General features: G+C 35.1%; 23 protein-coding genes and 1 riboswitch. Of the genes, 8 read left to right on the top strand and 15 right to left on the bottom strand.

Annotated features, from left to right (window positions below; all coding sequences use genetic code 11):
- Positions 1-179: 179 nt before the first annotated feature.
- The 5 genes from ACFFLS_RS24065 to ACFFLS_RS24045 all read right to left on the bottom strand — a co-directional run bounded on the left by ACFFLS_RS24065 (position 180) and on the right by ACFFLS_RS24045 (position 5337).
- Complete coding sequence (locus ACFFLS_RS24065) at positions 180-932, bottom strand: LytR/AlgR family response regulator transcription factor (protein ID WP_379683390.1); 753 nt, start codon at positions 930-932, stop codon at positions 180-182.
- Between the two features lie 5 nt (positions 933-937).
- Positions 938-2026: a sensor histidine kinase gene (locus tag ACFFLS_RS24060; protein ID WP_379682868.1), complete on the bottom strand. Its 1089-nt coding sequence runs from the start codon at positions 2024-2026 to the stop codon at positions 938-940.
- An 84-nt stretch (positions 2027-2110) separates the two neighbouring features.
- Positions 2111-3154 (bottom strand): beta-ketoacyl-ACP synthase III, encoded by a 1044-nt coding sequence (locus ACFFLS_RS24055; protein WP_379682869.1) that lies wholly within the window; start codon positions 3152-3154, stop codon positions 2111-2113.
- A gap of 10 nt (positions 3155-3164) precedes the next feature.
- Entirely contained in the window at positions 3165-4493 is a 1329-nt protein-coding gene (locus ACFFLS_RS24050) for a hypothetical protein (RefSeq protein WP_379689693.1), read from the bottom strand.
- Positions 4494-4506: 13 nt separating this feature from the next.
- Complete coding sequence (locus ACFFLS_RS24045) at positions 4507-5337, bottom strand: universal stress protein (RefSeq protein ID WP_379682871.1); 831 nt, start codon at positions 5335-5337, stop codon at positions 4507-4509.
- A 287-nt stretch (positions 5338-5624) separates the two neighbouring features.
- Here ACFFLS_RS24045 and ACFFLS_RS24040 point away from each other — a divergent pair, with 287 nt between their 5' ends.
- Positions 5625-6419, top strand: a complete 795-nt coding sequence (locus ACFFLS_RS24040; RefSeq protein ID WP_379682872.1) for a hypothetical protein — start codon at positions 5625-5627, stop codon at positions 6417-6419.
- A gap of 62 nt (positions 6420-6481) precedes the next feature.
- On the opposite strand, the gene ACFFLS_RS24035 is transcribed toward ACFFLS_RS24040, so the two are convergent.
- The 7 genes from ACFFLS_RS24035 to ACFFLS_RS24005 form a co-directional block, all read right to left on the bottom strand.
- A complete protein-coding gene (locus ACFFLS_RS24035) occupies positions 6482-7426 on the bottom strand; it encodes a DUF4465 domain-containing protein (RefSeq protein ID WP_379682873.1) in 945 nt (314 codons plus the stop codon).
- Between the two features lie 65 nt (positions 7427-7491).
- Positions 7492-8706 (bottom strand): hypothetical protein, encoded by a 1215-nt coding sequence (locus ACFFLS_RS24030; protein WP_379682874.1) that lies wholly within the window; start codon positions 8704-8706, stop codon positions 7492-7494.
- Positions 8707-8710: 4 nt separating this feature from the next.
- The gene (locus ACFFLS_RS24025; RefSeq protein WP_379682875.1) at positions 8711-9946 is read right to left on the bottom strand and encodes a PKD domain-containing protein; all 1236 of its coding nucleotides are present in this window, start codon (positions 9944-9946) and stop codon (positions 8711-8713) included.
- Positions 9947-9987: 41 nt separating this feature from the next.
- On the bottom strand, positions 9988-11268 hold the full coding sequence (locus tag ACFFLS_RS24020; protein WP_379682876.1) for a hypothetical protein: 1281 nt from the start codon (positions 11266-11268) through the stop codon (positions 9988-9990).
- Between the two features lie 4 nt (positions 11269-11272).
- Positions 11273-12418, bottom strand: coding sequence for a DUF5074 domain-containing protein (locus ACFFLS_RS24015; RefSeq protein ID WP_379682877.1), 1146 nt, complete (start codon positions 12416-12418; stop codon positions 11273-11275).
- Positions 12415-14460 (bottom strand): TonB-dependent receptor, encoded by a 2046-nt coding sequence (locus ACFFLS_RS24010; RefSeq protein WP_379682878.1) that lies wholly within the window; start codon positions 14458-14460, stop codon positions 12415-12417. Before ACFFLS_RS24010 ends, ACFFLS_RS24015 begins: the two co-directional genes overlap by 4 nt.
- 110 nt (positions 14461-14570) lie before the next feature.
- Positions 14571-14779: riboswitch (cobalamin riboswitch) on the bottom strand.
- A 132-nt stretch (positions 14780-14911) separates the two neighbouring features.
- Complete coding sequence (locus tag ACFFLS_RS24005) at positions 14912-16774, bottom strand: TonB-dependent receptor plug domain-containing protein (RefSeq protein ID WP_379682879.1); 1863 nt, start codon at positions 16772-16774, stop codon at positions 14912-14914.
- Positions 16775-17169: 395 nt separating this feature from the next.
- Here ACFFLS_RS24005 and ACFFLS_RS24000 point away from each other — a divergent pair, with 395 nt between their 5' ends.
- The 3 genes from ACFFLS_RS24000 (at position 17170) to ACFFLS_RS23990 (ending at position 18297) form a co-directional block, all read left to right on the top strand.
- Complete coding sequence (locus ACFFLS_RS24000) at positions 17170-17616, top strand: response regulator (RefSeq protein ID WP_379682880.1); 447 nt, start codon at positions 17170-17172, stop codon at positions 17614-17616.
- A gap of 119 nt (positions 17617-17735) precedes the next feature.
- Complete coding sequence (locus ACFFLS_RS23995) at positions 17736-18065, top strand: hypothetical protein (protein ID WP_379682881.1); 330 nt, start codon at positions 17736-17738, stop codon at positions 18063-18065.
- A gap of 25 nt (positions 18066-18090) precedes the next feature.
- Positions 18091-18297, top strand: coding sequence for a YtxH domain-containing protein (locus ACFFLS_RS23990; RefSeq protein WP_379682882.1), 207 nt, complete (start codon positions 18091-18093; stop codon positions 18295-18297).
- Positions 18298-18362: 65 nt separating this feature from the next.
- Here ACFFLS_RS23990 and ACFFLS_RS23985 read toward each other — a convergent pair whose 3' ends face one another.
- Positions 18363-18854, bottom strand: a complete 492-nt coding sequence (locus ACFFLS_RS23985; RefSeq protein ID WP_379682883.1) for a hypothetical protein — start codon at positions 18852-18854, stop codon at positions 18363-18365.
- A 268-nt stretch (positions 18855-19122) separates the two neighbouring features.
- Between ACFFLS_RS23985 and pdxR the strand changes: the two genes are divergently transcribed.
- Complete coding sequence (pdxR, locus tag ACFFLS_RS23980; RefSeq protein ID WP_379682884.1) at positions 19123-20535, top strand: MocR-like pyridoxine biosynthesis transcription factor PdxR; 1413 nt, start codon at positions 19123-19125, stop codon at positions 20533-20535.
- 123 nt (positions 20536-20658) lie between these two features.
- On the opposite strand, the gene ACFFLS_RS23975 is transcribed toward pdxR, so the two are convergent.
- Positions 20659-20922, bottom strand: a complete 264-nt coding sequence (locus ACFFLS_RS23975) for a DUF2024 family protein (protein ID WP_379682885.1) — start codon at positions 20920-20922, stop codon at positions 20659-20661.
- A 334-nt stretch (positions 20923-21256) separates the two neighbouring features.
- On the opposite strand from ACFFLS_RS23975, the gene ACFFLS_RS23970 reads away from it, so the two are divergent.
- Both ACFFLS_RS23970 and ACFFLS_RS23965 read left to right on the top strand, forming a co-directional pair.
- Positions 21257-21988, top strand: a complete 732-nt coding sequence (locus ACFFLS_RS23970; RefSeq protein ID WP_379682886.1) for a YggS family pyridoxal phosphate-dependent enzyme — start codon at positions 21257-21259, stop codon at positions 21986-21988.
- A gap of 74 nt (positions 21989-22062) precedes the next feature.
- Complete coding sequence (locus tag ACFFLS_RS23965) at positions 22063-22767, top strand: AAA family ATPase (protein WP_379682887.1); 705 nt, start codon at positions 22063-22065, stop codon at positions 22765-22767.
- A 338-nt stretch (positions 22768-23105) separates the two neighbouring features.
- Here ACFFLS_RS23965 and ACFFLS_RS23960 read toward each other — a convergent pair whose 3' ends face one another.
- The gene (locus ACFFLS_RS23960) at positions 23106-24548 is read right to left on the bottom strand and encodes a glycosyltransferase family 2 protein (protein WP_379682888.1); all 1443 of its coding nucleotides are present in this window, start codon (positions 24546-24548) and stop codon (positions 23106-23108) included.
- Positions 24549-25066: 518 nt separating this feature from the next.
- On the opposite strand from ACFFLS_RS23960, the gene ACFFLS_RS23955 reads away from it, so the two are divergent.
- Positions 25067-25516 carry a response regulator gene (locus ACFFLS_RS23955; RefSeq protein WP_379682889.1) on the top strand — a complete coding sequence of 150 codons (450 nt, stop codon included), beginning with the start codon at positions 25067-25069 and terminating at the stop codon, positions 25514-25516.
- Positions 25517-25527 lie beyond the last annotated feature (11 nt).

Below are 25527 nucleotides of genomic sequence, written 5' to 3'. Positions count from 1 at the left end.
TTTTTAATACTGAAACGATCAATGGATAATCTGAGAAAATTAAGCGGTGATTTCGGCAGGAAGCATTGATTTAAATACTTTCGTCAGATGAAAGTCGTGCCCAAAAATAAAGAACCCGATAAGTTTAAAAAACTGGCGGGTTTCTAAATAAGTATATAAATTTCACTTAAGTGAAAAAACTAACGATCCATCCATTGTTTAAAAAAAGGAGCTTTTTCTCTGCTGATGATCACCTCATGATCGGCAGTTCTTTTGAGCTGGATTTTGAGTTTGGAATTGAAGTAATTTGAAATGGATTTGATGCTTTCTGCACGAATAAAAAACTGTCTGTTGGCACGGAAAAAAAGGTATGGATCAAGTTCTTCTTCCAGTTCTTCCATAGTCTGGGCAATGGGAACCACAGTCATATCTTTTAGAAAAAGGTGCGAGGTTTTAAATTCAGAATAAATAAAATCGATATCTGAAACATTGACACTTTTATAACCATCGCGAAAGTTTACCAAAAATCGAAGACGAAATGCTGGTTTGGTTACAAAATCTTTTATTATTGCAGTGATATCGCTATTTCGCTGCGATTTCGAAAGTGACTTAAATTTTTGCAGCGCCTGTTCGAGCTCGTTTTTCTCAATTGGTTTCATGAGATAATCGATGCTGTTAACTTTAAATGCACGAATTGCATATTCATCATAAGCTGTCGTAAAAATAACGGGACAGTTTATTTTTACTTTTTCAAAAATAGAAAAACTTAAACCGTCAGCCAGACGAATATCCATAGTGATAAGATCCGGCATCGAATTGTTTTTGAACCACTCCACTGCGCCTTCGACAGTATCGAGAATATCCAGAATTTCGCAGTCGGGTTCTAATTCCTGCAGCAGTCTTTTTAAACGGCTGGCATTAATACTTTCATCTTCTACTATTAAAATTCTCATCATTCTTATATTAAAGGCAGTCGCACAAAATAAAATCCGTTCAACTCCGAAAATTCGGGTTGTCTATCAAATAGGATTTTATATCTAAATTTAATGTTTTTATTTCCAATTCCGGTCGAAATCAGAGTTTTTCCAGTTGTGGCCTGCATATTGTTTTTTACTATAATATCTCCATTATCAGAATAAATAGCAATCAAAAGCGGGTTTGAGGTTGTAGCACTATTATGTTTTACTGCATTTTCAACCAAAAGTTGCAATGTAAGAGGTGGTAATTCTTGTTTGAAATGTTCTTCGTCAAGCGAAATAGTAAGCTGTACTTTCTCTCCGAGTCGTTTTTTAAGGAGATAGAAGTAAGCATTTAGAAATTCAATTTCTTCTTTTACTGTAATCGTATCTTTGTCTAAATTTGAAATCATATATCGGTACACCCTCGAAATATTTTCTAAAAACGAAGCCGCCGATTCCTGGTCTTCATGAATCAATTCTGTCAGTGTACTGAAATTGTTAAACATAAAATGCGGATCAAGCTGTAGTTTCAAAGATTCTAGTTCAGAACGCGTTACCGCTTCTTGCAACTGCGATGCCTTTATTTTTAATTCCGCCGCTTCTTCTGACGTAACACGCCAACGGTTGAGCAGAAAAATCCCTGTGTGAAATGAGCTGATAAACAAAGACAAAATTGCGGCAATAATATTCGACTGCCAAATCACTAAAAGTTCGCTTTCATTTGGTTTCTCCGGATACAAAAATGACCAAAGAAATGAAAAAAGATAGTTTAAAAGACTGTTTCCGATAATGATAAAGAAAAACTGTGCAATAGCCCTTATAATCGGTTTTTGCTCCCAGCTGATCCAATAATTAAGACTCCGACCGACAAAGAGACTCAACTCTGTCAAGATTGCGCAGTAAATCAAGATGATTAGAATGTCTTTTGTCCAACCGATTACAATTAAGGAATCAACAGTTCTATCGTATGGATTGAGAAGAAAATACGACCATAAATAAACAACAAACACTGCAGGAATTACGATAACCCTGTAATATTTGTAGAAAAAAAGCCTTCCTTTTGTATTATTTACACTGTTAAATTTCATGTTTAATTTTAAAATCACTGCTTATTCTCAACACATTCGAGTCAAAAATGAAAAGCAGTGATTTATTATGATTTCTTCAAAAGATTACGATAAGCATTCTATTGCTTCCGTTTTTTCAGATTTCTGAGTAACGCTTTTGCGTTCTCTCATAGTTCCCCATTTCAGACAAGTTGCGCCCCATGAAAAACCAGCGCCAAAAGTGGTAATAAGTATATTTTGTCCAGTCTTAAAATCATCTTTAAAATCCCAAAGACAAAGCGGAATCGTAGCCGATGTAGTATTTCCATATCTTTCGATATTAACTTTTACCTTTTCCATCGAAATATCAAGTGCATTGCTTACTGCATTGATGATTCTCAAATTAGCCTGATGTGGCACTACCCAGTCAACCTCTTCTTTATTAAGGCTATTTAGTTCCAAAGCATCAGAACAAGCTGTACTCATTGCTTCTACCGCTTTTTTAAAGACAAAAGCCCCGTCCTGTTTTAGGTAATGCTGTCTGTGAACAATAGAACTCATGCTCGCAGGAACGGCAGAACCTCCCGCAGGAACGTAAAGTGACGAAGTTCCTGTTCCGTCTGTTCGCAAAACGCTTTTATGCAATCCGTAACCCGATTCTGTTTTTTCAAGCAGAACCGCACCGGCTCCATCGCCAAAAAGAATACAAGTCGTACGGTCGTCATAATCGACTATCGAACTCATCTTATCGGCACCTACAACCATTATTTTCTGGTAACGTCCGCTTTCTATCATCGCAGAAGCAGTTTCCAAAGCAAATAAAAATCCACTACAAGCGGCATTTAAATCCTGTCCGAAAGCATTTAAAAGGCCACTTTTTTCGCATACTTTAGATGCTGTTGGTGTAAGAATATGATCTGGAGTTGCGGTAGCTAGAATTAAGACCTCAACTTCCAACGGATCAACTTTATAATTTTCAAGAAGATTTTTAACTGCTTCAGCCGCAAGATCAGAAACGGCCTGATTTTCGCGGTCTGCAATTCTTCTTTCTTTTATTCCTGTTCTTTTTTCAATCCATTCTTCGGTTGTTTCTACCCTTTCTGAAATTGTTTTGTTATTTAAAATAGAAGACGGAACAAAGCCGCCTACTGCTGTAATCGCTGCTTTCATTTTTTTGTTTTTAGAAATAAATGCTTTTAATTTTCCTTTTACAAGGTTGTACAAAATAACGATGAAAATTGAAAAATACAATACCAAAAAGCATAATAGGGAACACAATGCTTATACAGCCCGCTAAAACTATGATTCCAGAAGACAGCAATTCAAAAAATGAGATTTGTCCGACATGACTTACATTAACGGAATACAAGACAAAAACTAGCATCACAATCGTTGAAGCCAAAAGTTGGCGAAAAATTGTGGTACCCGCATCTAATACAACTGTACTTAACATTTTTTCTTCTTTGAAATTATAAATAACCATTTCTGTAAAAGCAAATGCTCCTAATGCCGTAACAATCATGTTTCCGAAAAACACCATTTCTATCAATTGACTGGATTCCCAATTTAAAAAAGAACACAAAATGGTCAGAAAAATGTAATTAGAAAGAATCATTAATGCAGGAATCATTGCCAATGCATAACTTTTGTAGCGATAAACCAAAGCAAAGAAATAAACCAGAAAAGCTGTCATTAGAATCCTGTCATCAGAATCTGCAATAAGAAACAATAAATCGGACTGCAACACTAAAACACTGCCTATAAATGCTGCTAAAGCAGCAAAAACAAGTACCGCCGTTTTTTTATTGCTAACAAGCGAACTTGTAATCCAGACGATTCTTTTGGCAGCAATATCTATTTTTAGATTAATTTTCAGCAACAGCTGCTCCGAAAATGAAAGCTTTAAATCGTCTTGTTGTCTTTCTTCATTAATGTGATACAACAATTTTATGCTTAAAATTGGAAGCAGTAATACGCTGTTTAGAATCAAAACCAAACTTCCGACAGAGATAATCGATTTAAAATCGTTCCCGTGGTGTGAAAGCAAATCTGAAAAAGAAAACAAAACCAACAACAATAAAACCGGCACAACAGCTGGAAAAATAACACTTAACGTTTTAGTTACTGCAGCAACGGCATTCCATTCTGAAGGTTTTTTATTTTGATGAATGAAAAGCAATAAAAAAGTATTCGTTAAAAATGCAACGCCAAGCAGTACAATAAATACTGGAAGATCGGAATTATCGAGACATACATCGAAGAGGTCCATCAAAAAGAACGTCCCCAAAATCGTATTTAAAGAAACAACCATGCTGATAAACACCGAAATCAAATCTTTTAAAAACAAATAACTTGCGCTGGCCGTCAGCAAAAACAAAATCAGTAAGCTGTTTTGGTCTACTGAAAATGGAATTCCGTTTTTTAGTACCGAAATACATCCAGAAACGAAAAGTAAAACTGGTAGAAGGGTAATTACAACAATATTATTATTAGGGTAATTTATTTTCATAATAATTAACTATTTACATCGGATAAGACAATAAAGGAATATCTAGACCAGCCGCCATTATTCTTGTTTTGCTTCTGTGTACCAACGAATCCCAAAATCCGTATTTTTGAGGTACCATAACCAAAATATCAGCTTCATAGCTTTTAATCTCTTTGCAAATTTCATCAATTACTGCGTTAGAACGTACACTTTTGTAAATATATTTTACTTTTTCCATATCAAAATCAGATTCAGGACTCCATAAAAGTTCTGTCTGTTCTGATTTTAACACATCTATTCTTTCGTCAACACTAAAAAATTCAATTTCCAAACCTATTGTACCAACCACCTTTCGCAACCAGCTGAATCTTTTTATAGAAGACAAACTTAGGGAATCACTTGCGTAAAGTATCTTTTTGGTATTAATAAAACGTGCAGTTGACGGAACTGCAAGCACCGGTATATTGATGTTTTTTATGACTGAAGTAGTGGTATTACCGAGCAAATCTTGTTCAAAAGAACGTTCTGCCATTCCCATAACTACCAACTCTGCTTTTGATTCTTCTATTAAAACCTGCAACTGATCTTCTACAAAAGAATACGTACAGGAAGTTTTTACCTCTAGATCAAAAAGCTTGGAAATATCTTCACCTAATGTTTCCAGCTTTTTAGACTGTTTTCCGATTTGCTGCTGCATTGCTTCAGCAGAAATAAGCGAATTGGCACTGTGGACACTTAAAGAAAAGGAATTGAATAAAATAAGTTTTGCTCCGGTCGATTTTGCAAGTCCGGCCGCATAGGTAACGGCATTATTGGCGGTTTCTGAAAAATTGGTAGCGGCGATTATAGTAAGTGATGAAGACATAAAACAATTTATTAGTTTTTATTATTACAAAATTGCTTAATAAGGCTTCTTATTTCTGTAAAAATTAACTGTAGCGGTATATTTTAGCCCTCAAACGGAAATTTTGCCTGCTGAGCTGAAGATGATTTAAGATAAAAATTCGTTTTTTTACAACTATTTGTTTTGTCCTGTTTTTATTATTTTTGATGAAATCATATAGATTCATTTTTTAGATTGAATAAAAAGCAAACGATACTTATTGCAGAAAAAATGCCCTTAAAAAATCAAATTAAAAACCAAAAAACTGAATGAAAAATCACTTTATAACCTGTATCATTCTGATTGTACTTTTTAGTTCCTGTAAGGATAATTCGGAAAAAAAAACCGATTCTGAAAATTCTGTGAAGGAAGAACAAAAAATAGATAGTCTAAAATCGGAAGAAGTAGATTCGATACAGGCAGATCCTGAAATTTCGATTATAAAACCAAAAACAATCCCATTGACGGACGAACTTAAAAAACATATCGGAGAAGAAATTGACAGCGTAAAAACTATCGATTTTACAGGAGATAAAGTTCTTGATTTTATTTGTATAGCAAAACCGGACACAACAGGTATTGCAAACGAATATTGGGTTTCATCTGAATACAAAACAATTAAAAAAGTAAAGAATAATCTAAACACTATTCATCATCGTTGGTTCATCAATCTCGATGACGATCCGGAACCCGAAATATATGAGGCAATTGGTGAGGAAGATGGTGTCAATTATACGATTCAAGATCAAAATTTGCAGACAGGAAAAGACAAAATACTGCTTTATATTAATCCGGTCATAATTGAAAAGAATAAAATATATTGGGGTTACGCGTGGGATACTAAAAACATAATCGCTCGAAAAAATGGAAAGGTCACCGAAGTATTCTGCTCTCTAAACCATACAATCGAAAGAGACGGAAACGAGGAAACAAATCCAAAAGCTCAAAAACAAATGCCTGTGCTCTTTTTCTCAGGACATCACACACAAGAAGGATTTCAACTCATTATTAAAGACGAACAATGGTTATCCCTTAAAGAAATTATAAAAAAAACAAAACGATAAAAAAAGAGCTGTCTTTTCAGACAACTCTTTTTACATAACTAAATCTAATTGTTGAAAAAAATTTAATCAACACGTTTTACAGAAAGCTTATCCAAACAGAAATAAGCTGCTGTATTCATACCATAAATCGGATGAGAATCTGTTGATGCCATTTGGAAAATAAGATATTGTACCTTTCCAAGACTTGCCAGATTGGTTGTGTTTACGTTAACCCAGCCGGTTGGCATAACCAACGAAGACCCTGTGTAATCTGCTAAAGAATGCACTATCGGATTACTTATGATTCCGTTTTCATCAACACCATAAATCAACAGTTCAAAATGATCACCTGTTGCAAAAGGTTGCGCAAAACCATCGCCATTTAGACAGCCGTAATATGGCCATGGATGAATATTAATTTTTAATCCTTTTACTTCATACAAACCTGTATTTCCTACTTTAATCCAGTTTGAAAAATCGCTTTCGCTGAAAGTAGTTCCTTCAGGAAGTTTCGGATCCAGATAACTTGACCAATACGCTACGATATACGGATCTCCGGTTGTTCCTGGAGTTCCGGCAGCAATTGTTGACGAAGTCCCGAAACCGCTTCCTGCCATTGTCCCCCATTGATGAGGCACCCAACCGTCTGATCCACCCGGACCTGCACCAGAGCCGTAATCTGTAATATCGTTTACATTAGAAACTATAAAACCATCCCAATAATTGTATCCTGCTGACGTTGCTGAATGTGAAAAGGTAAAAATATCTACATTCAACTGCGTATTAGACACATAAGTATTCTCCCAATATTTACCACCGGTTGTTGTAATACCACTGGTTAATAAAGCACTCGTAAGATTAAGCGTTGTCGTTGTTCCAATAGCTGGATCTGTAACAGCTGTTTTTGCCGTTTTACCAGAATGTGCAACTGCCGATGCGCTGCCGTCAATCAAAAGATCTTCGTCATTGCTACAAGACCCAAGTCCGAGCATCAAACCAAACGTCAATAAGTAAATTACTTTCTTCATGATTTATAAAATTTAAGGGTTAATAATCTTTTTTAGGTAGTTCTTTATTTCTCGTTGTGTAAAAATTATTTCTTCGGGAAATTTATATCGGAAACCTCGTCGTACATATTGGTCAAAACACCAGCGGAACCCAAAGCCGTGAAAGTAGAAACATATACTTTTACAAAATCGACTCCAGGTAAATGAACTTTTTTTCCGTCTTTATCTACTGCCCAAGAAATATCTATTGAAGGGTCTTTAATACCGCCGTAACCCCATTCAAAAGTTCCGACATTAAAAGTTGTTCCTGCACCATCACTCACATCTTTTGTAGGTATAAATACTTTTGTCCCTTTTAATGTATAAGTGTCACCCTGCCATTCTGGATAATAATTAACTCTTCTATTGTTAAGTGTTTTTGTAATTTTACCTGATCCGTTTTTATTATCTGTCCATGATAGATATTCGGTATCGTACTGCCAAGGTAATGATCCAGCTACTGGACTAGCACTTGGATTAGGTTTGTGATAAGTAACCTCGTAATTTTTTACTGTAGTCGATTTATGGTACTCACTTCCTGCAATTTCATACCATTCATTTTCATCTGCTTTTCCGTTTTTATTCGCATCGTATGCGACTGCGATACTTACAGGAGAAAGTTTTACTGCTGTTGCTCCAGTCGCCATTTGCACTGTAAAATCTCTTTTTCCGTACACATTAATAACAGTATGATCAAAAGCAGTTACAATGTATCCTCCAAATGTTCCCAAATAAACAGAACCACCGTCTTTTATACTTTGTTGAGCTGCTTCAAAAGCTTCTTGTTTTGTACTGTAATTATCTATATTATGTGCAGGTGCGGGTAAAAAATCAATCAGCGTTAAGGCTTTTGCAGTGTAGGTTTTACCAGTTTCAGAAACAGTAACTTTTGTCGAAGCTTGTTTCTCAATTTCATCCACTTTAATCTTAAGATTTACTACATAATCTGCAACGTTTGCTGCAATAAATAGTAATGTTTTATTGTCTCCGATAATCGAATCTTTTGCAACACCATCTTTCCCTGTAACTTTAATAGACCATTGGTATGTTTCCGCTTTTCCGGCAGCATTGTCTATGGTCACTTCTGGAGCAATCTCTACCGCATTATATTTGTCCACAGCAAATTCTGAAGCCAGTTTTAAAGCAATTACAGGATCTTTAGCAGGTTCTATTACTTCTTCTTGTTTTGAATCGTCACTACTGCAGGCATTAAAAGAAACAAAAGCAATTAGCGCTACACTATATTTTAAATACTTTTTCATGGTCTTAGTTCACTTTTTTTAGATTGTATTTTTTAAGTATATGAAGGTCTCCAGCTCCTGCAAAAACAGTTGCCATTGAAGATTGCTGCTGACATAGTCCCATTGGTTCGCTTACGCAGTTCACTACTTTTACAAAATCGATTCCAGGAAGATTGGCTTTATTCCCGTTTTTATCTACAGCCCAATCGATATCGATATCTGGGTTTATAGCATTTGCATATCCCCATTCGGGTGGAGTTGAATACCATAGTGTTGTCTGACCTGCTCTTGCGGTTTTAAAATCAACATTAAGTTTTAAACCTTCATAACTAACTGTAGTTTGAGTAGCCCATAAAGGATAAAATTCTTTTTTACCTCTTGGCCTCGCCAAATAGTATTTATTATCTTGATTATTTTCACAATAAACGTGTTCGTAATCTGTCCAAAGAGCACTTGAAGTTACCAAAGGTTCTCCTGCTGCTTTTTTATTATAAGTAACTTTAAAATTCTTTACTGTAGTCGATTTAGCGTGTTGGCTTCCGATGATTTCATACCATTCCTCTTCATCTGGTTTTCCGTTTTTATTTTTGTCATATGCGACAAAAATCAATCCTGGTGCCGGCGGATTTGCTTTTGCTCCTGTCGGATTTGTGACGTCTCCTCCATAAATTCTAAAATCGTTTATTCCTGGAACATTCACGACAGTGTGATCAAAACCAACCACAATTGAACCTCCGAAACCTCCTAAATCCAGTAAATAACCAACACTTGTTTTATCGATTCTCCCTAAAGCTGTTTTCATAACATCTTCTTTAGAAAAACCGTCTTTGTACAAATCATTTGCAAACATTCCTGGGGCAGGATCAAAATCAAAAATGCGGGTTATATACGGGTTGTAATCAGCGGTTTCGTTTGATACGTTTACAATCGTACTTTTACTACCTTTTTTATTGTCTGCCGTTACATTCAAAGTAAATTCATAAGAACCCGCATAAATAGCGGTAAAAACTAAATCTTTCGTGTTTCCGACAATCGAATCTGTTACTTGGTTTACTGGATTTTTAGTCATAATCCATTCATATTTTGCAGTCGCACCAGCATCTGAAGTTGTAATATCTAAAACCGTAAAAGTTGGCGTTTCATATTTTTCTTGAAGTGTAATATCAATCACATTTGCATTTTCGTCTTTGTCGTCACTGCTGCATCCGATAAAGGCAAATACACCTATCAGCGCTAAAATTCGGGTAACATTTTTTTTCATAATTTGGATATTCTATTTTTGATTTGATACTAGTTAAAAAATTATCTGGTCGGAATATTTTCGCCTAAAAGATGCAAGTCATTCGCCCCCATTATTTCCGTTGAAGTTTCGCCAAGCCAGCCAGCTTGCTGATTTAAACCATTGTAAACTTTTACAAAATCAATTGCAGGAAGATTTACTTTGTTTCCTTTACTGTCGATTGCCCAGTCAATATCTATTGCCGAATCGTTGTCATTGTTTGGAGCATTATCTGCATACCCATACAAAAAGGCATACTGAACAAAATAGCTTCCGTTGCCGCTTTCGTCTACTGCATTATCCGGCAATCTTGTTCCTTTAAAAGTAATTGATGCCTGATCTTTCAACCATTTCGGCCAATATTCCAAAGAATGGTTGTAAGCATTATTCTGCGCTAGATAACCATCTTTTCCTTGATTATCTTTCCAATAGATATATTCCATGTCGGTAAAAAGCACCGTTCCTGTACCACCACCCGGAACTGGAATTTTGTTAGGATCCGGTCTGAAATAGGTAATTTCATAATTCTTGACTGTCTTTTCCATTTTATGCCCAGCACCCTCAATTTCGTACCATTCATCATCCGGAAGTCCGTTTTTATTTTTATCATATGAAACCATGATAACTCCGGCTTCACTGCTTCCGCCACGCATAGTCGCGTCTGGATTCGGATTTGCATCTGCCCAAAAAGCATTGCCTAAAACCCTAAAATCACGTTTCCCTTTAAGGTTTACAATACTATGATCAAAACCAAAAACGACATAACCTCCAAATGCGCCAAGCGAAATCAAGTCGCCATTCTTTTTAGCCAGATAATTATTGGCTCTGGTCAAAATTCTTTCTGCCGTATCTCCATCATTCGCCACTGGCAAATCATTTACAAATTGACCTGGAGCTGGTTTAAATTCATATACTTTAGAAATAAAGCTTTTTAATTCTTTAACAGCTACACCCACAGTAATTTTTATGTTTTCTTCTTGTACTTTTCCGTTCTCCGTTACAGTAACTTTAAGTTCATAGATTCCAGCTTCTGCGGAAGCAAACAAAATTTCTTTTCCATCTGTATTTGGCAAAGAATAATTTTCAGAAGGGACTTTTACGATTGTCCATTTGTAAACAGCTTCAGAACCTGCAACAATTTCGGAGTGTAACGAAATCAGACTGAAAACTTCTGTTTTAAGCTCTCTTGTCTTGTTTTCATTCGAAGGAGAATCATTATCATCACCTCCTGAACAATTTGTCAGCACTAGCGCGGTAAATAAAAAAAGTACCAGTCTAAAAGGTTTTAAAAATTGTAGCTGCATGGTTTTAGTTTTTAGTTATAAAAGCAATATGCGCCGGAATATTTCCAGCAGTTGTTTTCCATTTCAATTTTCCTTCAGGTGTAAAACAGTAGATATATCCCGTTACGACATAATTTTGGGCATCGGTAATATAGATTTCTTTTGTTTCGGGATTAACTTTAAGTCCGTACGGAATCATGATCTGTTTATCGGTACCGTCGGTTATGATTTTATCGCTGATGATTTTTTTAGTTTTGGTGTCGAGAATTCCATAAGTAATTTCATTACTATTCGTCAGATAACTCCAAGAAACGCTGTAATAATAAAGCAGGTCATCCACCAAACACATTCCTAAAACCGGAATATCAAGCTGTTGCTTTTTCTGGTCTGTTTGTGTATCAATCACAAATAAATTGGAAGGTGTATTGTAATAATCTCCTCTTGAACTAACATAAATATCGCCACGACTGTCAATCTGCATGCTGTAAAGATTGATTCCGACGTCTATTTTTTTAATTTCTGTGAAAGTTTCTAAGTCAATTACAGAAATAGTGCGGTCGTAATTCGGAACTCTGTAGCCTCCTGAATTTGCTACATACAATTTACCATTATGAATCACCATTTGTTCGGGCTGATAACCAACAGTTACTTTTCTTTTTATTTCTAAAGAAGTGGTATCAATTTCGGCCACAAAACCAATTTCGGCATTAGGATCTATGGCGACTGGCCCCGCATAAGAACTTACATAAGCTTTGCCTTTATAAAATGCCACATAACGGCAATTTGGAATGTCTATTTTTTTGATGCGTTTTGCAGTCCATTTTTCTAAAACTTCTACTTTGTTGGATACATTAATGACAGCATAAACCTTGTTTCCGTAGATTTGAATATCGTTTCCGACATCACCCAATTCTTTTACAACCGACGGATTTCTTTCTGAGTAAATATCGGTAGTATAATTTCCTGTCCTGTAATTAAAGAGATCAATACTGGCACGATTCATCCCCATATTGCCTTCGTTAAGAAGATAAAAACCTTCTAAATTTCCATCACTTCTCGGAGCAGCGACACTTTTATCAGAAGAAAGAAAAATAGTTTCGTCTTCTCTGCAGGAAACAAAAGCAAGAACTATAAATAAGCTTATTAGTTTTTTTATGAATCTGATTCTCATAACGCTATACTGATTATAAATTTAAAAGTCCGTCTTGGCATCGGATAATTGTAGATCACCTCATAATGCTGATTGAGCGTATTGTTTACCTCAATAGCCGTATTCAATTTATAACCGTTGAAGGCAAATGATTTCTGTACCGCTAAATCGTGTGTATACCAAGGCTGAACTTCGTTTACTTTTATATTGTTGACATTTCCGTTGTAGCGTTTTCCGACATAAATAAAACTATAGTTAAAATTCCACGATTTATAGCCAGCATTAAAAATCCCCGAACCGCTGTGCCACGGCGTGTACGGAATCTGGTCTCCATAAGAAGACATTTCTAATCCGCGGAATTTAGTAAAGTCACGGCTTTCTGAGTAAGTATAAGTCAGATTTGCTGTTAAGCTTAGTGTATTGATGTTCTTGCCGATATTCAAAACCGTTTCGATTCCTTTACCTCGAACTTGTCCCATATTGGTCATCATCCAACGGAATAAATTTCCGGTTGGCGCCGCTACGATTTTGTCTTTTGTATCGGTATAATAAGCATCTGCCTGAAACGAAAGTTTATCAAAAAAGTAATGATTCTGAGGTAAATTATAGGTAAAACCGATATCGTATTGGTTCATATACTCAGGTCTGAGTGTGCTGGAACCTACCATTGTGTAGTACAAATCATTGAAAGTCGGCATCCTGAAAATGCGTTTCGCAAAAGCTCTTAAATTGAAATCGTGTTTTTTAAAGGGCGTATACCCTAAAAACAAGGCAGGCGTATATTCGGTTTTATCGGGAGCTTTGGCATTGTAACGAACTTCTTCCTGAACAAAAGTTCCGAGTACATTTCCTAAAACCTTAAAACCTCCAATTCTATAAGAGCTTGCCAAAGAAAACAAGGCCGTATAACGCTGCGGAAAAGAAAATTGTGTCTGAATACCACGTCTTGTGGCATTTAATTTATTGTATTGAAAATCTGTTGAAAGCGAAACATCCCAAGTAGGAAGAATGCTGTACATATTGACAGCCGAAAAATAAACTTCTTGCTGGTAGTAACTGTCATCAGACTGTGCACCTTCGGTTACGATTTCGCCTAATACATTTGTCGTATCTCTTGCAATGTAATGTGTATAATCATACGCATATTTTGCACGGGCCTGAAACTTATATTTTTCCGAAAAATCTTTGACTAAAAAAGATTGCGCAAAAAAGTTTTTGTCGAATTGTCTGAATCCATCCGAAAACTTATTTTCTACAATTGCACCAGGCGCTCCTCTTTCTGAATCGTAATAATAGACTTTGGCATCCCAAGAACCGTTTTTTATTTTTCCGTAAAGGCCAGATTCAATTCGAAGCGCTTCTATATCGCTGTTATGTCTTATCGCAGTAGTATCATAAGCGGTAGAACCATCCTGATTTTTTCGGGTATATCTAAACTTGAATTCTCCGTTTGATTTTATGTATTCTGAGCTGAGGCTGAAACTTACTTTATCGCTTATTTTTTGTTCCCATCTAAAAGAAGGATCGTAATAATTGATAGACATTGTCTTGAAACGAAAAAGCAGATTGCTCTTTTTGCTTCCTTCAAAAACAGGCCTTTTGGTTCTCAAATAAATAGTAGATGCTGCCGAAAAATCTTTGGCAGATTGGAATATTTCGCTTTTCTGTCCGTTATACAACGTCAGCGATTCCATATCATCCAGAGAATATTTACCTAAATCGGTTACGCCGTTTTGCGCATTTCCAAGCTGGATTCCATCATAAAAAACGCCGACATGGTGCGTACCCATATTACGGACATCAACCGTTTTTAGTCCGCCCAAACCACCATAATCTTTTATTTGTGTTCCCGCAAAATAGCGAAGCGCATCGGCAACATTATGACTGGCCAGATTTTCGAGCATTTTACCCGAAAGCGTCTGAACCGGAATAACTTCCTGATAAGGTTTGGCTTTTAAAATTACTTCTTTTAAAACACGAAGACTATCTGCCGTTTCCTGCGAATACAGTAAAAACGGAAAAAATAAAACAAAAAAAAGTAAAAAGTCTTTGGTTTTAAACATCACTAATTTAATTAAATAAACTTTCTGTGATATATAGAACCATGTGAAAAGAATCCCGTTATCCTAATAACAGGTCGTTTCTTGTTGCTCAACTTCTTACCACGAAAGTCTCAAACTATGTGATCTTGGCAGGTCTCCTGACTTGTTCCATCTTTAAACGGCCTTCTCATCCCGCAAAGCGGAACAATGGCATTAGTAATTGTTTAAAGACTTGTATAGAACTTACAGTAGCGGGCCTGTTCAGGATTTACACCTGATTCCCTTTTAACTGTTTTTAATAAAAATTTTATAAAAACAGACCAAAATCTGGCGCAAATATAGTATTATCTTTATAAAAAACAGGTTTTCAAAAATCAAACTCTTAAAAAAAGGCTTGTACAAAATTTTGAAAACAAAAAAAAGGTGTTCAAAAACTGAACACCTAAAGTAGATTTCTATATTTTATTTTTCGTTAGAAAGTCACAAATTTCACACCCAAACTAAACCATCTTGAAGGCAACGGAACTGCTCCAACTTCATAATAAGTAGTGTTGAATATATTTTGAGCATCTGCAAAAACAGTAAACTTTTCTATAGACTGACTTATTCTGAAATCATTTATCCAATAAGAAGGTCCAGTGACTCTTTCGTTAAAACGAGTTGCAAACAATACCGACAATTTTTTGTATTGAAAGTCGATCGTATTGGTCAGTTGATGCTTTAATGAAGAAATCAGGTATTTTGAATAAATTTCGGTTCTAGAATTTTTGAACTCGGCATCTAGATACGAATAACCTAAAACAAAATTCAGTCTCGAATCTTTAGAGAAATCAATTCTGTACGTACTGCGAAGATTTACGCCATTTGTGCTTAAGTCGCCTGTGTTCTGACTCTGCCAAGCTACTGTCGTAACCATTCGAGTCCAATCGATGTAATTGGTTATTTTTCTGTAGAAGTAATTTGCATTGAAAGTAAATTTTCTTCTGTTGAATTTAAAACCAATTTCACTCTGAAAAGCATTTTCAGAATCTAAATCAGGATTTCCGACATTTCCGGTCTGTTTTAAATACAAATCTGTAAACGACGGAATTCGCTGGCTTGTACCCACATTACCAATGATTTTGAATTCATCTGTAATTTCATAACTCGCATCAACTCCAGGATAAACCTGCCATTTATAATCTGAATTGTAATTAAGATAAGTCCCTAAATTTACACTTAGTTTTTCGAAAAAATTTGTTCTGTATTCGGCATAAATCCCGACATTATCACGATCATGATCCCCAATGTTTGAAGAATGAATATCCTCATTTCTAAATTCGGCACCAAAACCAATTTCGCCTTTAGAAAGTTTTACTGTAGAATTCAATTCTGCCGCAATAGAATTGGTATAGTGTTGGCTTCTGCCGGCATTCAGATTTGCAATACCGTAATAACGATAATCGTCATAATTGTATCGGTAACTTACTCTCGGCATGATTTTCCAGTTTTCAGTAATTGCATGTTTCGACTGGAGATTGGCAAAAGTAGTCTGTACTACTTCACTTGAATTTATGTCACCCGGTGCAGCATAAAATCCGTTTGCTCCAAAACCATTGTTGATATAACCGAATGAACTTAAAATTTCATTAGAATCATTCAACTGTACATTTCCCTGATAAAAAATCTTATTATTCTCAAATGCGGTATTGTAGCGGTATCCGTTGCTTTTATCATGAGAAGCAAAAATCGAATGCTGGTGTTTTTCTTTACTTAAAACTGCTCCAAGCTGAATTCCGGTTCCAAAAAAAGTGTCTCCCGTATCTTGCGAATCTTTTTCAAAATTCGAACCAGCATAGGAACTTACCAAAACACCAGATTCTGTAGGCTTTTTGGTTATAATATTAATAGCTCCTGTAAGACTGTTTACGCCATAAATAAAGGCTGCGGGACCTCGAATAATTTCGATTCGCTCAATTACCTCAACCGGAATCGGGATATTAAGCATATTGTGTGCCGTCTGTGGATCAATGATTTTGGTTCCGTTTAAAAGAACAACTGTTTGCTCGAAACTTCCTCCGTCTATGCTGACATCTGCCTGAGTTCCGAAAGGACCTCTTTGACGAATGTCTACACCATTGGCATATTGAAGCACTTCCTGAATGGATCGTCCTGGAAGTTTTTCGATTACGGTTTTATCAATAACGTATATATTTCGGTTTTTCTTTGAAATCGGAGTGCTGAAACGGTTATCCTGAATAATCACTTCATCAATATTAATGATCGAATCGTTTTGTGCCTGAGCGTTTAAAGCCGCACTGATTAAGCCCAGTACTGCCAGATAAACTTTTGTCATTTTTTTAATTTTTGCCAAAAGTAGTATAGATATTCTATAAATCAGCAAATTCGGTTGGAGTAAGTAAAATAAAATTCATTGTAAAAGCAATAAACAACTCACAATTAATCGGTTAGTTTGATCTATATAAAATCGTTATTATTCAATATTTTAACGATTACTCCGACATTTGACAATTGTTTACAATCGTAAAATGCTACTTTACTCTTACTGTAATAATGTTTTGCATTCATTAATTCTAAAACCTTTCTGAAGGGCTTTAAATGCCAAACCTTAAAATAATATAAGAATTAACCCAAATCCTATAACCGAATACATTTTTAAAAACGCAATTTTTGTAAGCTAAATTCCATTACCGACCAATTAAACTTGTTTAATCAAAATTTTAATAAAAAATGGCTGATAATATTATACAAATTCTCTTAGCTGATGATGATCCAGATGACCGTTTGTTTTTTTCTGAAGCATTTGAAAGCACTTCACTGCGGTATAAATTAAAAATGCTTAACGATGGCCAGGAATTAATGGACTATCTTCTACACCCTGAGACGACACTTCCCTCGATTGTATTTTTAGATTTGAATATGCCTAGAAAAAACGGGATTGATTGTTTGAAAGAAATTAGAGCAGACGAAAAACTTAAAAACTTATCTGTCGCCATCTATTCGACTTCATCGAGCACAGAAGATATTGATAACGCATTTATTCTTGGTGCCAACATTTACATCAAGAAGCCTAACAATTTTAATGAATTAAAAAGGGTATTGCAAAAAGTAGTTACGGTAAACTGGCAGTTTCATACTGCCAATCTCAACAAAGAAACTTTTATGCTCACAGTTTAAATGCTGAATTCAAAAATCTGATTTTAAAAATATTATAAGTTTTAAATTGAATTCTGTAAAATATTTTGATTCAGATTTGCAAATTTTGTATGACATCATTTAACTTAAAACTTGGAGCCATGAAAAAAGATTTGATGAACGATTTCATACAAAATGATATCAATTACCAATGTACGCCAGACCATATTTATACGGCAAACGAAAATGAAGATTTGGATCAAGAATTTACATCGGGAAACAATCCTGATACAAATTACCGAAATGCAACCCAAAACGAATCTGAAGAAAAAATCATAGAAAGCGGCCTGAATCTGGCAGAAGACAATACGCCTTTTTCAACGCACGACGATCATAATCCTCACGACAGTTACAATTTAGATCATGAGGACGAAAAACCCTTTTATAAAGACGATAAAAATACCGCAGACCCGGAGTTTGCAGTTGATTAATTAGTATTAATTTAAATTTAAAATCATGAAAAATACAGAAACAATATGTGTCCTTTTAGGAGGATTCGCAATAGGAGCCGCTCTTGGAGTATTATATGCACCAGAAAAAGGTGAAGATTTAAGAAACAAAATCGCTGATATGAAATCGGACTGTGTCAATAAATTGAAAGACAAACTTTCAAACTTGACATCAAAAGCTGACAATGACATTAATGATCCTGCTACAGTCTAATTGCTGTTAAATCCAAAAAAAAATCTGCTTAAAGCAGATTTTTTTTTGTTCACTTCCATAATTTTTTAAAATGTGATTCTTACTCCAACCTGATTATTAGAAGCTACAATTGTAGTTTTAATTGGTTCAGAATCATTCGTGTTTTCAGCCAATTTACTATTGTAAGAAGTCAAAGCCTGTTTGATTTTTTTAGGATAACCAATCTTAATCGGAATTGAAGCCACCACAAGAATTCCACCAATTATGGCACCTGTCATTTTAGTACGTTCTGCTGTTCCTTCGGCAGTAATATTTGTGGTCGCCATCGCCTTAATGACATTTAGAGTTCCAATTGCTAGTCCGCTGTAAAAAAATACGTTACCAAATGTTTTTTTACTTCTTCCGGCATTGTACAATTTTAGCGCTTCAGGACTTTGGTCCATATATGCCCTTACGGCATTCGAGTTTAATCTTTTTCCTTCAGAATCATAAACTGTTCCGGCTGTTCTGTAATGCAATTGTTGCGCGAATCCTACTGTTGCGATGATAAAAAATAAAATAGTTAATTTTTGTTTCATTGGTTTAAGTTTTTTGGTTGTTATTTTAGGGATGGAGACAAATATATAAAATGGAAAAAACTTACAAAGAATAAAGTTCTAAATTTCAAAATCCAATATTATCCTTTATAAATATTCTTTCTCCTGCATTCTATATTCTATTCTCTATATTCTATTCTCTATATTCTATTCTCTATATTCTATTCTCTATATTCTATTCTCTATGTCTTAAAAACCGTAAATTTGATTTGCAGTAAATTATTTTTCACAATTAGAAGATAGCTCTCAGATGTTACGACCTTGGCCACTAGAAATTCAGTTAAACAAAAAATCAGATAAAGCATTGTATCTTCAAATTGCAGATGCTGTTATAGAGGCAATAAAAACCGAAAAACTAGTCAGTGGCAACGCGCTTCCAGGAAGCAGACAACTTGCAGGATTATTAAATGTAAACCGCAATACCATTATAGAAGCTCTTGATGTTCTAACTGCAGAAGGCTGGCTGGTTACCATTGACAGGAAAGGAACTTTTGTAACTGATTCGCTTGCCGAAATCATTCCTAAAAAAACAAAAAAAGAAGCAACAGAAAACACCATCGAAACAGCAAAATCGCATTTAGTTTTTGATGACGGATTTCCAGACAGTCGTCTGGCTCCTATGGGCGATCTGGCACGTGCTTACAGAGAAATTTTTAGCCGAAAATCACGCTGGCAGCTTATGGGATACAGCAGCGAACAAGGTAATTTAGAGTTTAGAAAATCTATTGCTCAAATGCTTAATTTTAAACGAGGCATGAGTATTTCGCACAATCAAATCTGCATTACAAGAGGCAGTCAGATGGCGATGTATCTGGCCGCACATTGCGCCCTGAAAACCGGAGACGCTATTTTGATTGAAAATCCGGGATACAAACCTGCTTGGGAGGCTTTTGAAAATGCCGGTGCAGCATTACTTCCGGTCGATGTCCAACAAGACGGTTTAGACATTCAACAAATTGAAAAATACCTACAAGAACACCAAAACATAAGAGCCGTTTATGTTACGCCACATCACCAGTTTCCTACTACGGTTACTTTGTCTTTGAAAAAAAGATTAAGACTTATCGAGCTTTCAAATCAATTCGGTTTTACCATAATTGAAGACGATTACGATAACGAATTTCATTTTGCACATCGTCCTGTATTGCCTCTATCGAGTTTTTCGGGATTACAAAATTACATTTACATCGGAACTTTCAGTAAAATTGTAGCGCCTGCACTTCGAATCGGTTATTTGGCAACTTCTTCAGAAAACATACATAAAATAGCTAAACATAGAAAGATAATTGATGTTCAGGGCGATAACATCATGGAAGAAGCCGTTTTAAACCTCATCAACGAAGGCAAGATAAAACGTCATCTAAAAAAGGCTAATTTGGTTTATAAAAATAAAAGAGATTATTTCGAAAGCCTTTTAAATCAACATCTTCAGAACAAAGTCACTTTTACAAAACCCGAAGGCGGACTAGCATTTTGGATTGTTCCCAATTCTAAAATCGACGTTTTACAAGTGCATGAAAAACTGAAATTACAGGGAATTCAGCTGATGAGTCCAAAGAAATTTAGTTATAACAAAACTGTCAAAGGATTTCGTTTAGGCTATGCTTCACTTTCAGAACAACAGATGGAAGAAGGCATTAAAGCGCTTTCTAAACTTTTGTGAAAATTCTAAAAAATTAGACGCGGATTTTACGGATTCGCTATCGCGGAAAATAACTGATTTTAAAATCTGCGCTAATCTGCGTTTTCGCGATAGCAAATCCGTTTTATCCGTGTGGCATTAAATTTAGTTGCAATTTTCCATTTCAATAATAGAGAAACCATTTGCCCGAATCTGATTTTCAACCTCGATTGGAGCTTTATCTATATGGCAAAAACGGCATTCTTTAGACGATAACGTTTGTCCTTCCTGCGCTACAGTTTTTAGGTATTTTTTACCATATTCATACACTTGTTCGGCATCATTCGCATTTTCGTCAACCAAAATATCAAAGTGCATTATTTTTCCGTCTTTACGGGTTACGTAAGTATCCCAAACTGCTATTTTCATCTTTTTAATTTTATAAGTTACTATCAGAAATAGTTTTATTGTTTTTATACTACAAATTTATATTGGATTCAGAAGTTGAAAATCATCCAGTTTTTGCATTTTTCGGAAAATACTGGTCCAGCAGAAGTGTACTAATTTAAGATAATAATTAGGAGCTATTCCAGCCATCCACTTTATCTTTTCCTGCCTAAAGAAGGCAGAAAAAGGATGCCGTTTCTGTCTGGGCTATTTTACAACACCCATTTTCAAAAGAAACTTTTTGCTTTAACTGGACTAGCATAAATACCAAAAACTGGACTAAAACCACAATCCAGATTAAATCTAAATTTGCGAGATGAAAAACGAAATTATTTTTAACTTACTAAAGGTGCATCAGCGCATCGAAAATGCCTGCAAAGCTTCGGGACGAAATCCTTCAGATGTGCAGCTTTTATTGGCTACGAAAACCGTTCCTGCAGATAGAATAAGAATTGCAATTGAAGCCGGAGAAACCTTAATTGGAGAAAACAAAATGCAGGAACTACGCGATAAAAACGACATTTTAAGCCGATTGCCAACCGAACGTCATTTTATTGGCCATCTCCAAACAAATAAAGTAAAAGATGTTTTAAAATATGCTACCTGTATTCAGTCTCTTGACCGTCTGAATCTCGCTGATGAATTGCATAAGCAACTTCTGAATCAGAACCGAAAACTGGATGTTTTTGTGCAGGTTAACACTTCTTATGAAGAAAGCAAATTCGGCTTAGAACCAGAAAATGTTTTGGATTTCATCAAAATAATAAAATCGTATGAAACTTTAAACCTCAAAGGTTTAATGACGATTGGCCTTCTAGATGTCGAAAAAGAAAAAATGCGTCCTTCCTTGCGGCTTCTTAAAACCATCCGTGATCAAATCTATGCCGACCAAATCGACAGGATAACCGATTTAAAACTTTCGATGGGAATGTCACAAGATTTAGAAATTGCCATCGAAGAAGGTTCAAATATGGTACGAATCGGAACTTCAATCTTCGGAAACCGTTTTTTAGGAAAAGAAATCTGGAACGAAAATCTGGCAGAATAAGCCATTCGTGAAATCGAACCTGAAAATTAAAAACATATTGAATAAACCTTACTTTTGCAGCAAAAAATCAAAAAATGAACCTACATGATCTTACCGTAATCGATACAGAAAAAATTGCTCTCGAAGATTTGTTTTTCAGCGATGAAAATAAAAATGCTTTAACGCAGATCATTAAGGAACATCAATACATTCAAGAACTTCAAAAATACAATCTAAAAGCCGACAATAAGATTTTACTGCACGGAAGCTCTGGATGTGGAAAAACGACTACAGCAAAAGCAATTGCGCAAAAACTTCAGAAAAAAATCGTCATCATAAATCTCAGTACCATTATTGACGCAAGAATTGGAGAAACATCTAAAAACTTAAAAGCAGTTTTTGACAAAGCAATTCGGGAAAAAGCGGTTTTGTTTCTGGATGAATTTGACCAAATCGGAAAAAGCCGTGACAGCGAAGACAAAGACGTAGCCGAAATGCGTCGTCTAGTCAATACAATTATTCAGTTGTTTGATTATTTTCCTTCAGACAGTTTGCTGATCTGTGCTACAAATCATTATGATATTATTGACAGCGCACTTCTAAGAAGATTTCAGCTTCGCTTAAAATACGATCTGCCTTCGCAGGAACAGCTTGAAATCTATTACGACAAAATTTTAGGTCAGTTTCCGAAGCATTTTCAAAATATCGAACGCCGTTTCGGAATTTCGTATGCCGAAGTTCTGGATTACATTCATACCACAATGAAAAAACAGATTATCGCTTCGCTTGAATCGGAATAAGTGTTCTAACAATATTATTAACCCGTTCGGTGGAATTATTTTTTTCAACTCTATTAAATCAGTTTATGTATAAATCTGTCTAAATCTGCTTTAATCTGTATGAATCTGCGTGAAAAATTTATAAGTAAAAGAATTTCACGCAGATTTTAAAAGATTTCAGCAGATTAAATTAGATTTTAATTTTGAGTTAAGCTATTTTATTCTATTTCACCCAACAGGTTATTATAAAACAAAAACAGCTGCAAAAGTTATTTGCAGCTGTTCTTCTTTAAAAAAAAGAAAGATATTCACTTGGGGAAGGAATATATTTTAATTTTAAAATATTCCATTTTTATATCTTAAAGACCTCTTGTAAGCCATCCTCTTTTGCTTGCTGTCGCAATTGCGTAAGGCGCGATCCAGAATAAACTGAAGGTGTAAAAAACACTGTAAGAGTAAGCCCAGAAAGACTCTGAAAGATTGTATCTTTTAGCATAAAATATCATCGAAAAGGTTGACAGAATCAAAATTCCTAAAAATGTTGAACTTAAAAATAAAGCAGGATGAACCGCAATAAAAAAGAACATAAACAACAGGAATGGATACGTCATTGCAATTTTGAAAAACTGATTTAAAAACAACAGTCTCGCTCCTACTTTTGATTCTTTTCTAAAGTTTTTGAAAACAAACTTTGCCATTGCAAGATTTTCACGAACATTACTTCTGCTCCATCTGATAAACATTTTATAAAGTCCTTTATAATCTTCAGGAACATTGGTCAATACAACTGCATTACGCTGAAACAATACATGCAATCCTTGTTTTAAAATCATATTGGTCATAGCGCGGTCTTCTCCAATGTCAGACGGTTGTCCCATAAAAGTCTGGTTGATCCACTCAGGAAGACAGTTAAATACAGCATCTTTTCTGTAAGCTGCCAAAGCGCCTGGCGTACACAAAACAGAACCTACTCTACTTTCGGCAGAACGCATAAATTCAAAACTCATTACAAAACTTACGTTCAGCATTTTTGGCAAAATAGCTTTTTCATTGTTCAGAACCTGTACATTTCCGGCAACGGCACCACATTTTTCATTTACCATAAACGGACTCACCAAATTTCTCAAAGTATCTTTTTTCACAATAGAATCACTATCTACCGTTACAAAGATTTCTCCGGTTCCTAGATTAAATCCACGGTACAATGCGTGACGTTTTCCTTGGTTTTTTGGTTGCTGAAAGATGGTTACACGATCTCCCAGTTTCTTTTTTGCTTCTTGCATCCAGTACCAAGTATCGTCTTTACTTCCATCATCAATAGCCAAAAGTTGGATTTTATGAGCTGGATAATCACTCTCTGCAAGACTTAATAAAGTATTGTAAACTAATTTCCCTTCGTTGTAAGCCGGAACAATCACGGTACAAGTTGGAAGCAAATCGTCTGAAACCGACGGAATCGCTTTATATCCAAGATATAGATAAGAGTTATACAAAAACACTCCTGTTTGATAAAAAAATAAAAGCGTAGCAATTATTAAAAACGGAAGTCCCCACGAAGAATTGATTCTTTCCATTTGGAATGCTTCAAAATCTTCTTGCAAATGATAAACAGAAAAAGCTCCTGCAATCATTAAGGCAAACGTTCCTACTACAATAGAAAGTCCAAGTTTGCTGGCCGGCCTGTGTACAAATGCCTTAGACGACGTACTCTGAGAATTAAATATTTTATTGGTTAATGAATCTGTGCGAACGGCACTTTTTGCAGTATAAAATTGGTCGGAGATAATTGTTTCGCTTTCCATGCTTGTATGTCTGTTAGTTTGTACTATGGCTTTTAAAAAATTTTCGTTTTAGATTTATTGATTAGGAAATCCAAAAAACAAATTGATGTAATGCCAATAAACAAGCGGTGTGCCATTATTTCTTTTTATTGATTTTTAGACAGTTAGAACAAAACCCAATAAAATCATGTGTGTAATTTTTTCACACTTGTAACCCGAGGTAAACAAAAAATGTATCTTTTTTTAATGAGATTGGAAAAAATAGAAAACCGAAATTTTCTAAAAACGAGAAGTAATTTCTAAGGCTTTTAACAGCTTTCTTTAATAACGCACTTTTCTAAAAAAAATTGTAATGACAAAAATAAAAATCAAGACATTTTTCTAAATACAGATTTATTTCTAAACAAAACTTTCAGTTTGTAAAAAAAATACTAATTTTTCAAAAAATAAGTTAAATTAATCGTCATACAAGTGCTCAGAGCTGTTGAAATTAGTATTATCTTAGCATAAATAAAAAAACAAAACATAGTTTCTCACCAATGAACCAACTCAATTTCAACATATTATTAGCCGATGATGATGTAGACGACTGCGATTTTTTTAAAGAAGCCCTCGAAGAAACATCTGTAAAAGCCAACCTTTTTATGGTTCATGACGGTGTTCAGCTAATGGATTATTTAGAAAAAAAAACACAAGACAACCTTCCCGATGTCCTTTTTCTTGATTTGAATATGCCTCGTAAAAACGGATTAGAATGCATTTCTGAAATTAAGCAAAATAAAAAACTAGCCGAGCTTCCTATAATTATTTTTTCAACTTCGCTTGACAGCGAAATTGTGGAGACATTATTTAAAAAGGGTGCTTCTTATTATATACGCAAACCAGGCGATTTTTCTAAACTAAAAAAAGTAATAGAAAATGCCTTAACAACAGCTGCTGCAGAAAATTTTAAACAGCCTGCAAGAGCTTCCTTTGTACTGCAACCCTAAATTTATTTTGA

The sequence above is a fragment of the Flavobacterium procerum genome, assembly GCF_042431625.1.
Classification (GTDB): domain Bacteria; phylum Bacteroidota; class Bacteroidia; order Flavobacteriales; family Flavobacteriaceae; genus Flavobacterium; species Flavobacterium procerum.
The sequence above is the reverse complement of the archived record's forward strand: the minus strand, read 5'-3'. Positions and strand labels throughout refer to the sequence as shown.

Coding starts and splice junctions, on each gene's coding strand:
- ACFFLS_RS24065 (WP_379683390.1), bottom strand. CDS start 932: ATGAGAATTTTAATAGTAGAAGATGAAAGTATTAATGCCAGCCGTTTA.
- ACFFLS_RS24060 (WP_379682868.1), bottom strand. CDS start 2,026: ATGAAATTTAACAGTGTAAATAATACAAAAGGAAGGCTTTTTTTCTAC.
- ACFFLS_RS24055 (WP_379682869.1), bottom strand. CDS start 3,154: ATGAAAGCAGCGATTACAGCAGTAGGCGGCTTTGTTCCGTCTTCTATT.
- ACFFLS_RS24050 (WP_379689693.1), bottom strand. CDS start 4,493: ATGAAAATAAATTACCCTAATAATAATATTGTTGTAATTACCCTTCTA.
- ACFFLS_RS24045 (WP_379682871.1), bottom strand. CDS start 5,337: ATGTCTTCATCACTTACTATAATCGCCGCTACCAATTTTTCAGAAACC.
- ACFFLS_RS24040 (WP_379682872.1), top strand. CDS start 5,625: ATGAAAAATCACTTTATAACCTGTATCATTCTGATTGTACTTTTTAGT.
- ACFFLS_RS24035 (WP_379682873.1), bottom strand. CDS start 7,426: ATGAAGAAAGTAATTTACTTATTGACGTTTGGTTTGATGCTCGGACTT.
- ACFFLS_RS24030 (WP_379682874.1), bottom strand. CDS start 8,706: ATGAAAAAGTATTTAAAATATAGTGTAGCGCTAATTGCTTTTGTTTCT.
- ACFFLS_RS24025 (WP_379682875.1), bottom strand. CDS start 9,946: ATGAAAAAAAATGTTACCCGAATTTTAGCGCTGATAGGTGTATTTGCC.
- ACFFLS_RS24020 (WP_379682876.1), bottom strand. CDS start 11,268: ATGCAGCTACAATTTTTAAAACCTTTTAGACTGGTACTTTTTTTATTT.
- ACFFLS_RS24015 (WP_379682877.1), bottom strand. CDS start 12,418: ATGAGAATCAGATTCATAAAAAAACTAATAAGCTTATTTATAGTTCTT.
- ACFFLS_RS24010 (WP_379682878.1), bottom strand. CDS start 14,460: ATGTTTAAAACCAAAGACTTTTTACTTTTTTTTGTTTTATTTTTTCCG.
- ACFFLS_RS24005 (WP_379682879.1), bottom strand. CDS start 16,774: ATGACAAAAGTTTATCTGGCAGTACTGGGCTTAATCAGTGCGGCTTTA.
- ACFFLS_RS24000 (WP_379682880.1), top strand. CDS start 17,170: ATGGCTGATAATATTATACAAATTCTCTTAGCTGATGATGATCCAGAT.
- ACFFLS_RS23995 (WP_379682881.1), top strand. CDS start 17,736: ATGAAAAAAGATTTGATGAACGATTTCATACAAAATGATATCAATTAC.
- ACFFLS_RS23990 (WP_379682882.1), top strand. CDS start 18,091: ATGAAAAATACAGAAACAATATGTGTCCTTTTAGGAGGATTCGCAATA.
- ACFFLS_RS23985 (WP_379682883.1), bottom strand. CDS start 18,854: ATGAAACAAAAATTAACTATTTTATTTTTTATCATCGCAACAGTAGGA.
- pdxR (WP_379682884.1), top strand. CDS start 19,123: ATGTTACGACCTTGGCCACTAGAAATTCAGTTAAACAAAAAATCAGAT.
- ACFFLS_RS23975 (WP_379682885.1), bottom strand. CDS start 20,922: ATGAAAATAGCAGTTTGGGATACTTACGTAACCCGTAAAGACGGAAAA.
- ACFFLS_RS23970 (WP_379682886.1), top strand. CDS start 21,257: ATGAAAAACGAAATTATTTTTAACTTACTAAAGGTGCATCAGCGCATC.
- ACFFLS_RS23965 (WP_379682887.1), top strand. CDS start 22,063: ATGAACCTACATGATCTTACCGTAATCGATACAGAAAAAATTGCTCTC.
- ACFFLS_RS23960 (WP_379682888.1), bottom strand. CDS start 24,548: ATGGAAAGCGAAACAATTATCTCCGACCAATTTTATACTGCAAAAAGT.
- ACFFLS_RS23955 (WP_379682889.1), top strand. CDS start 25,067: ATGAACCAACTCAATTTCAACATATTATTAGCCGATGATGATGTAGAC.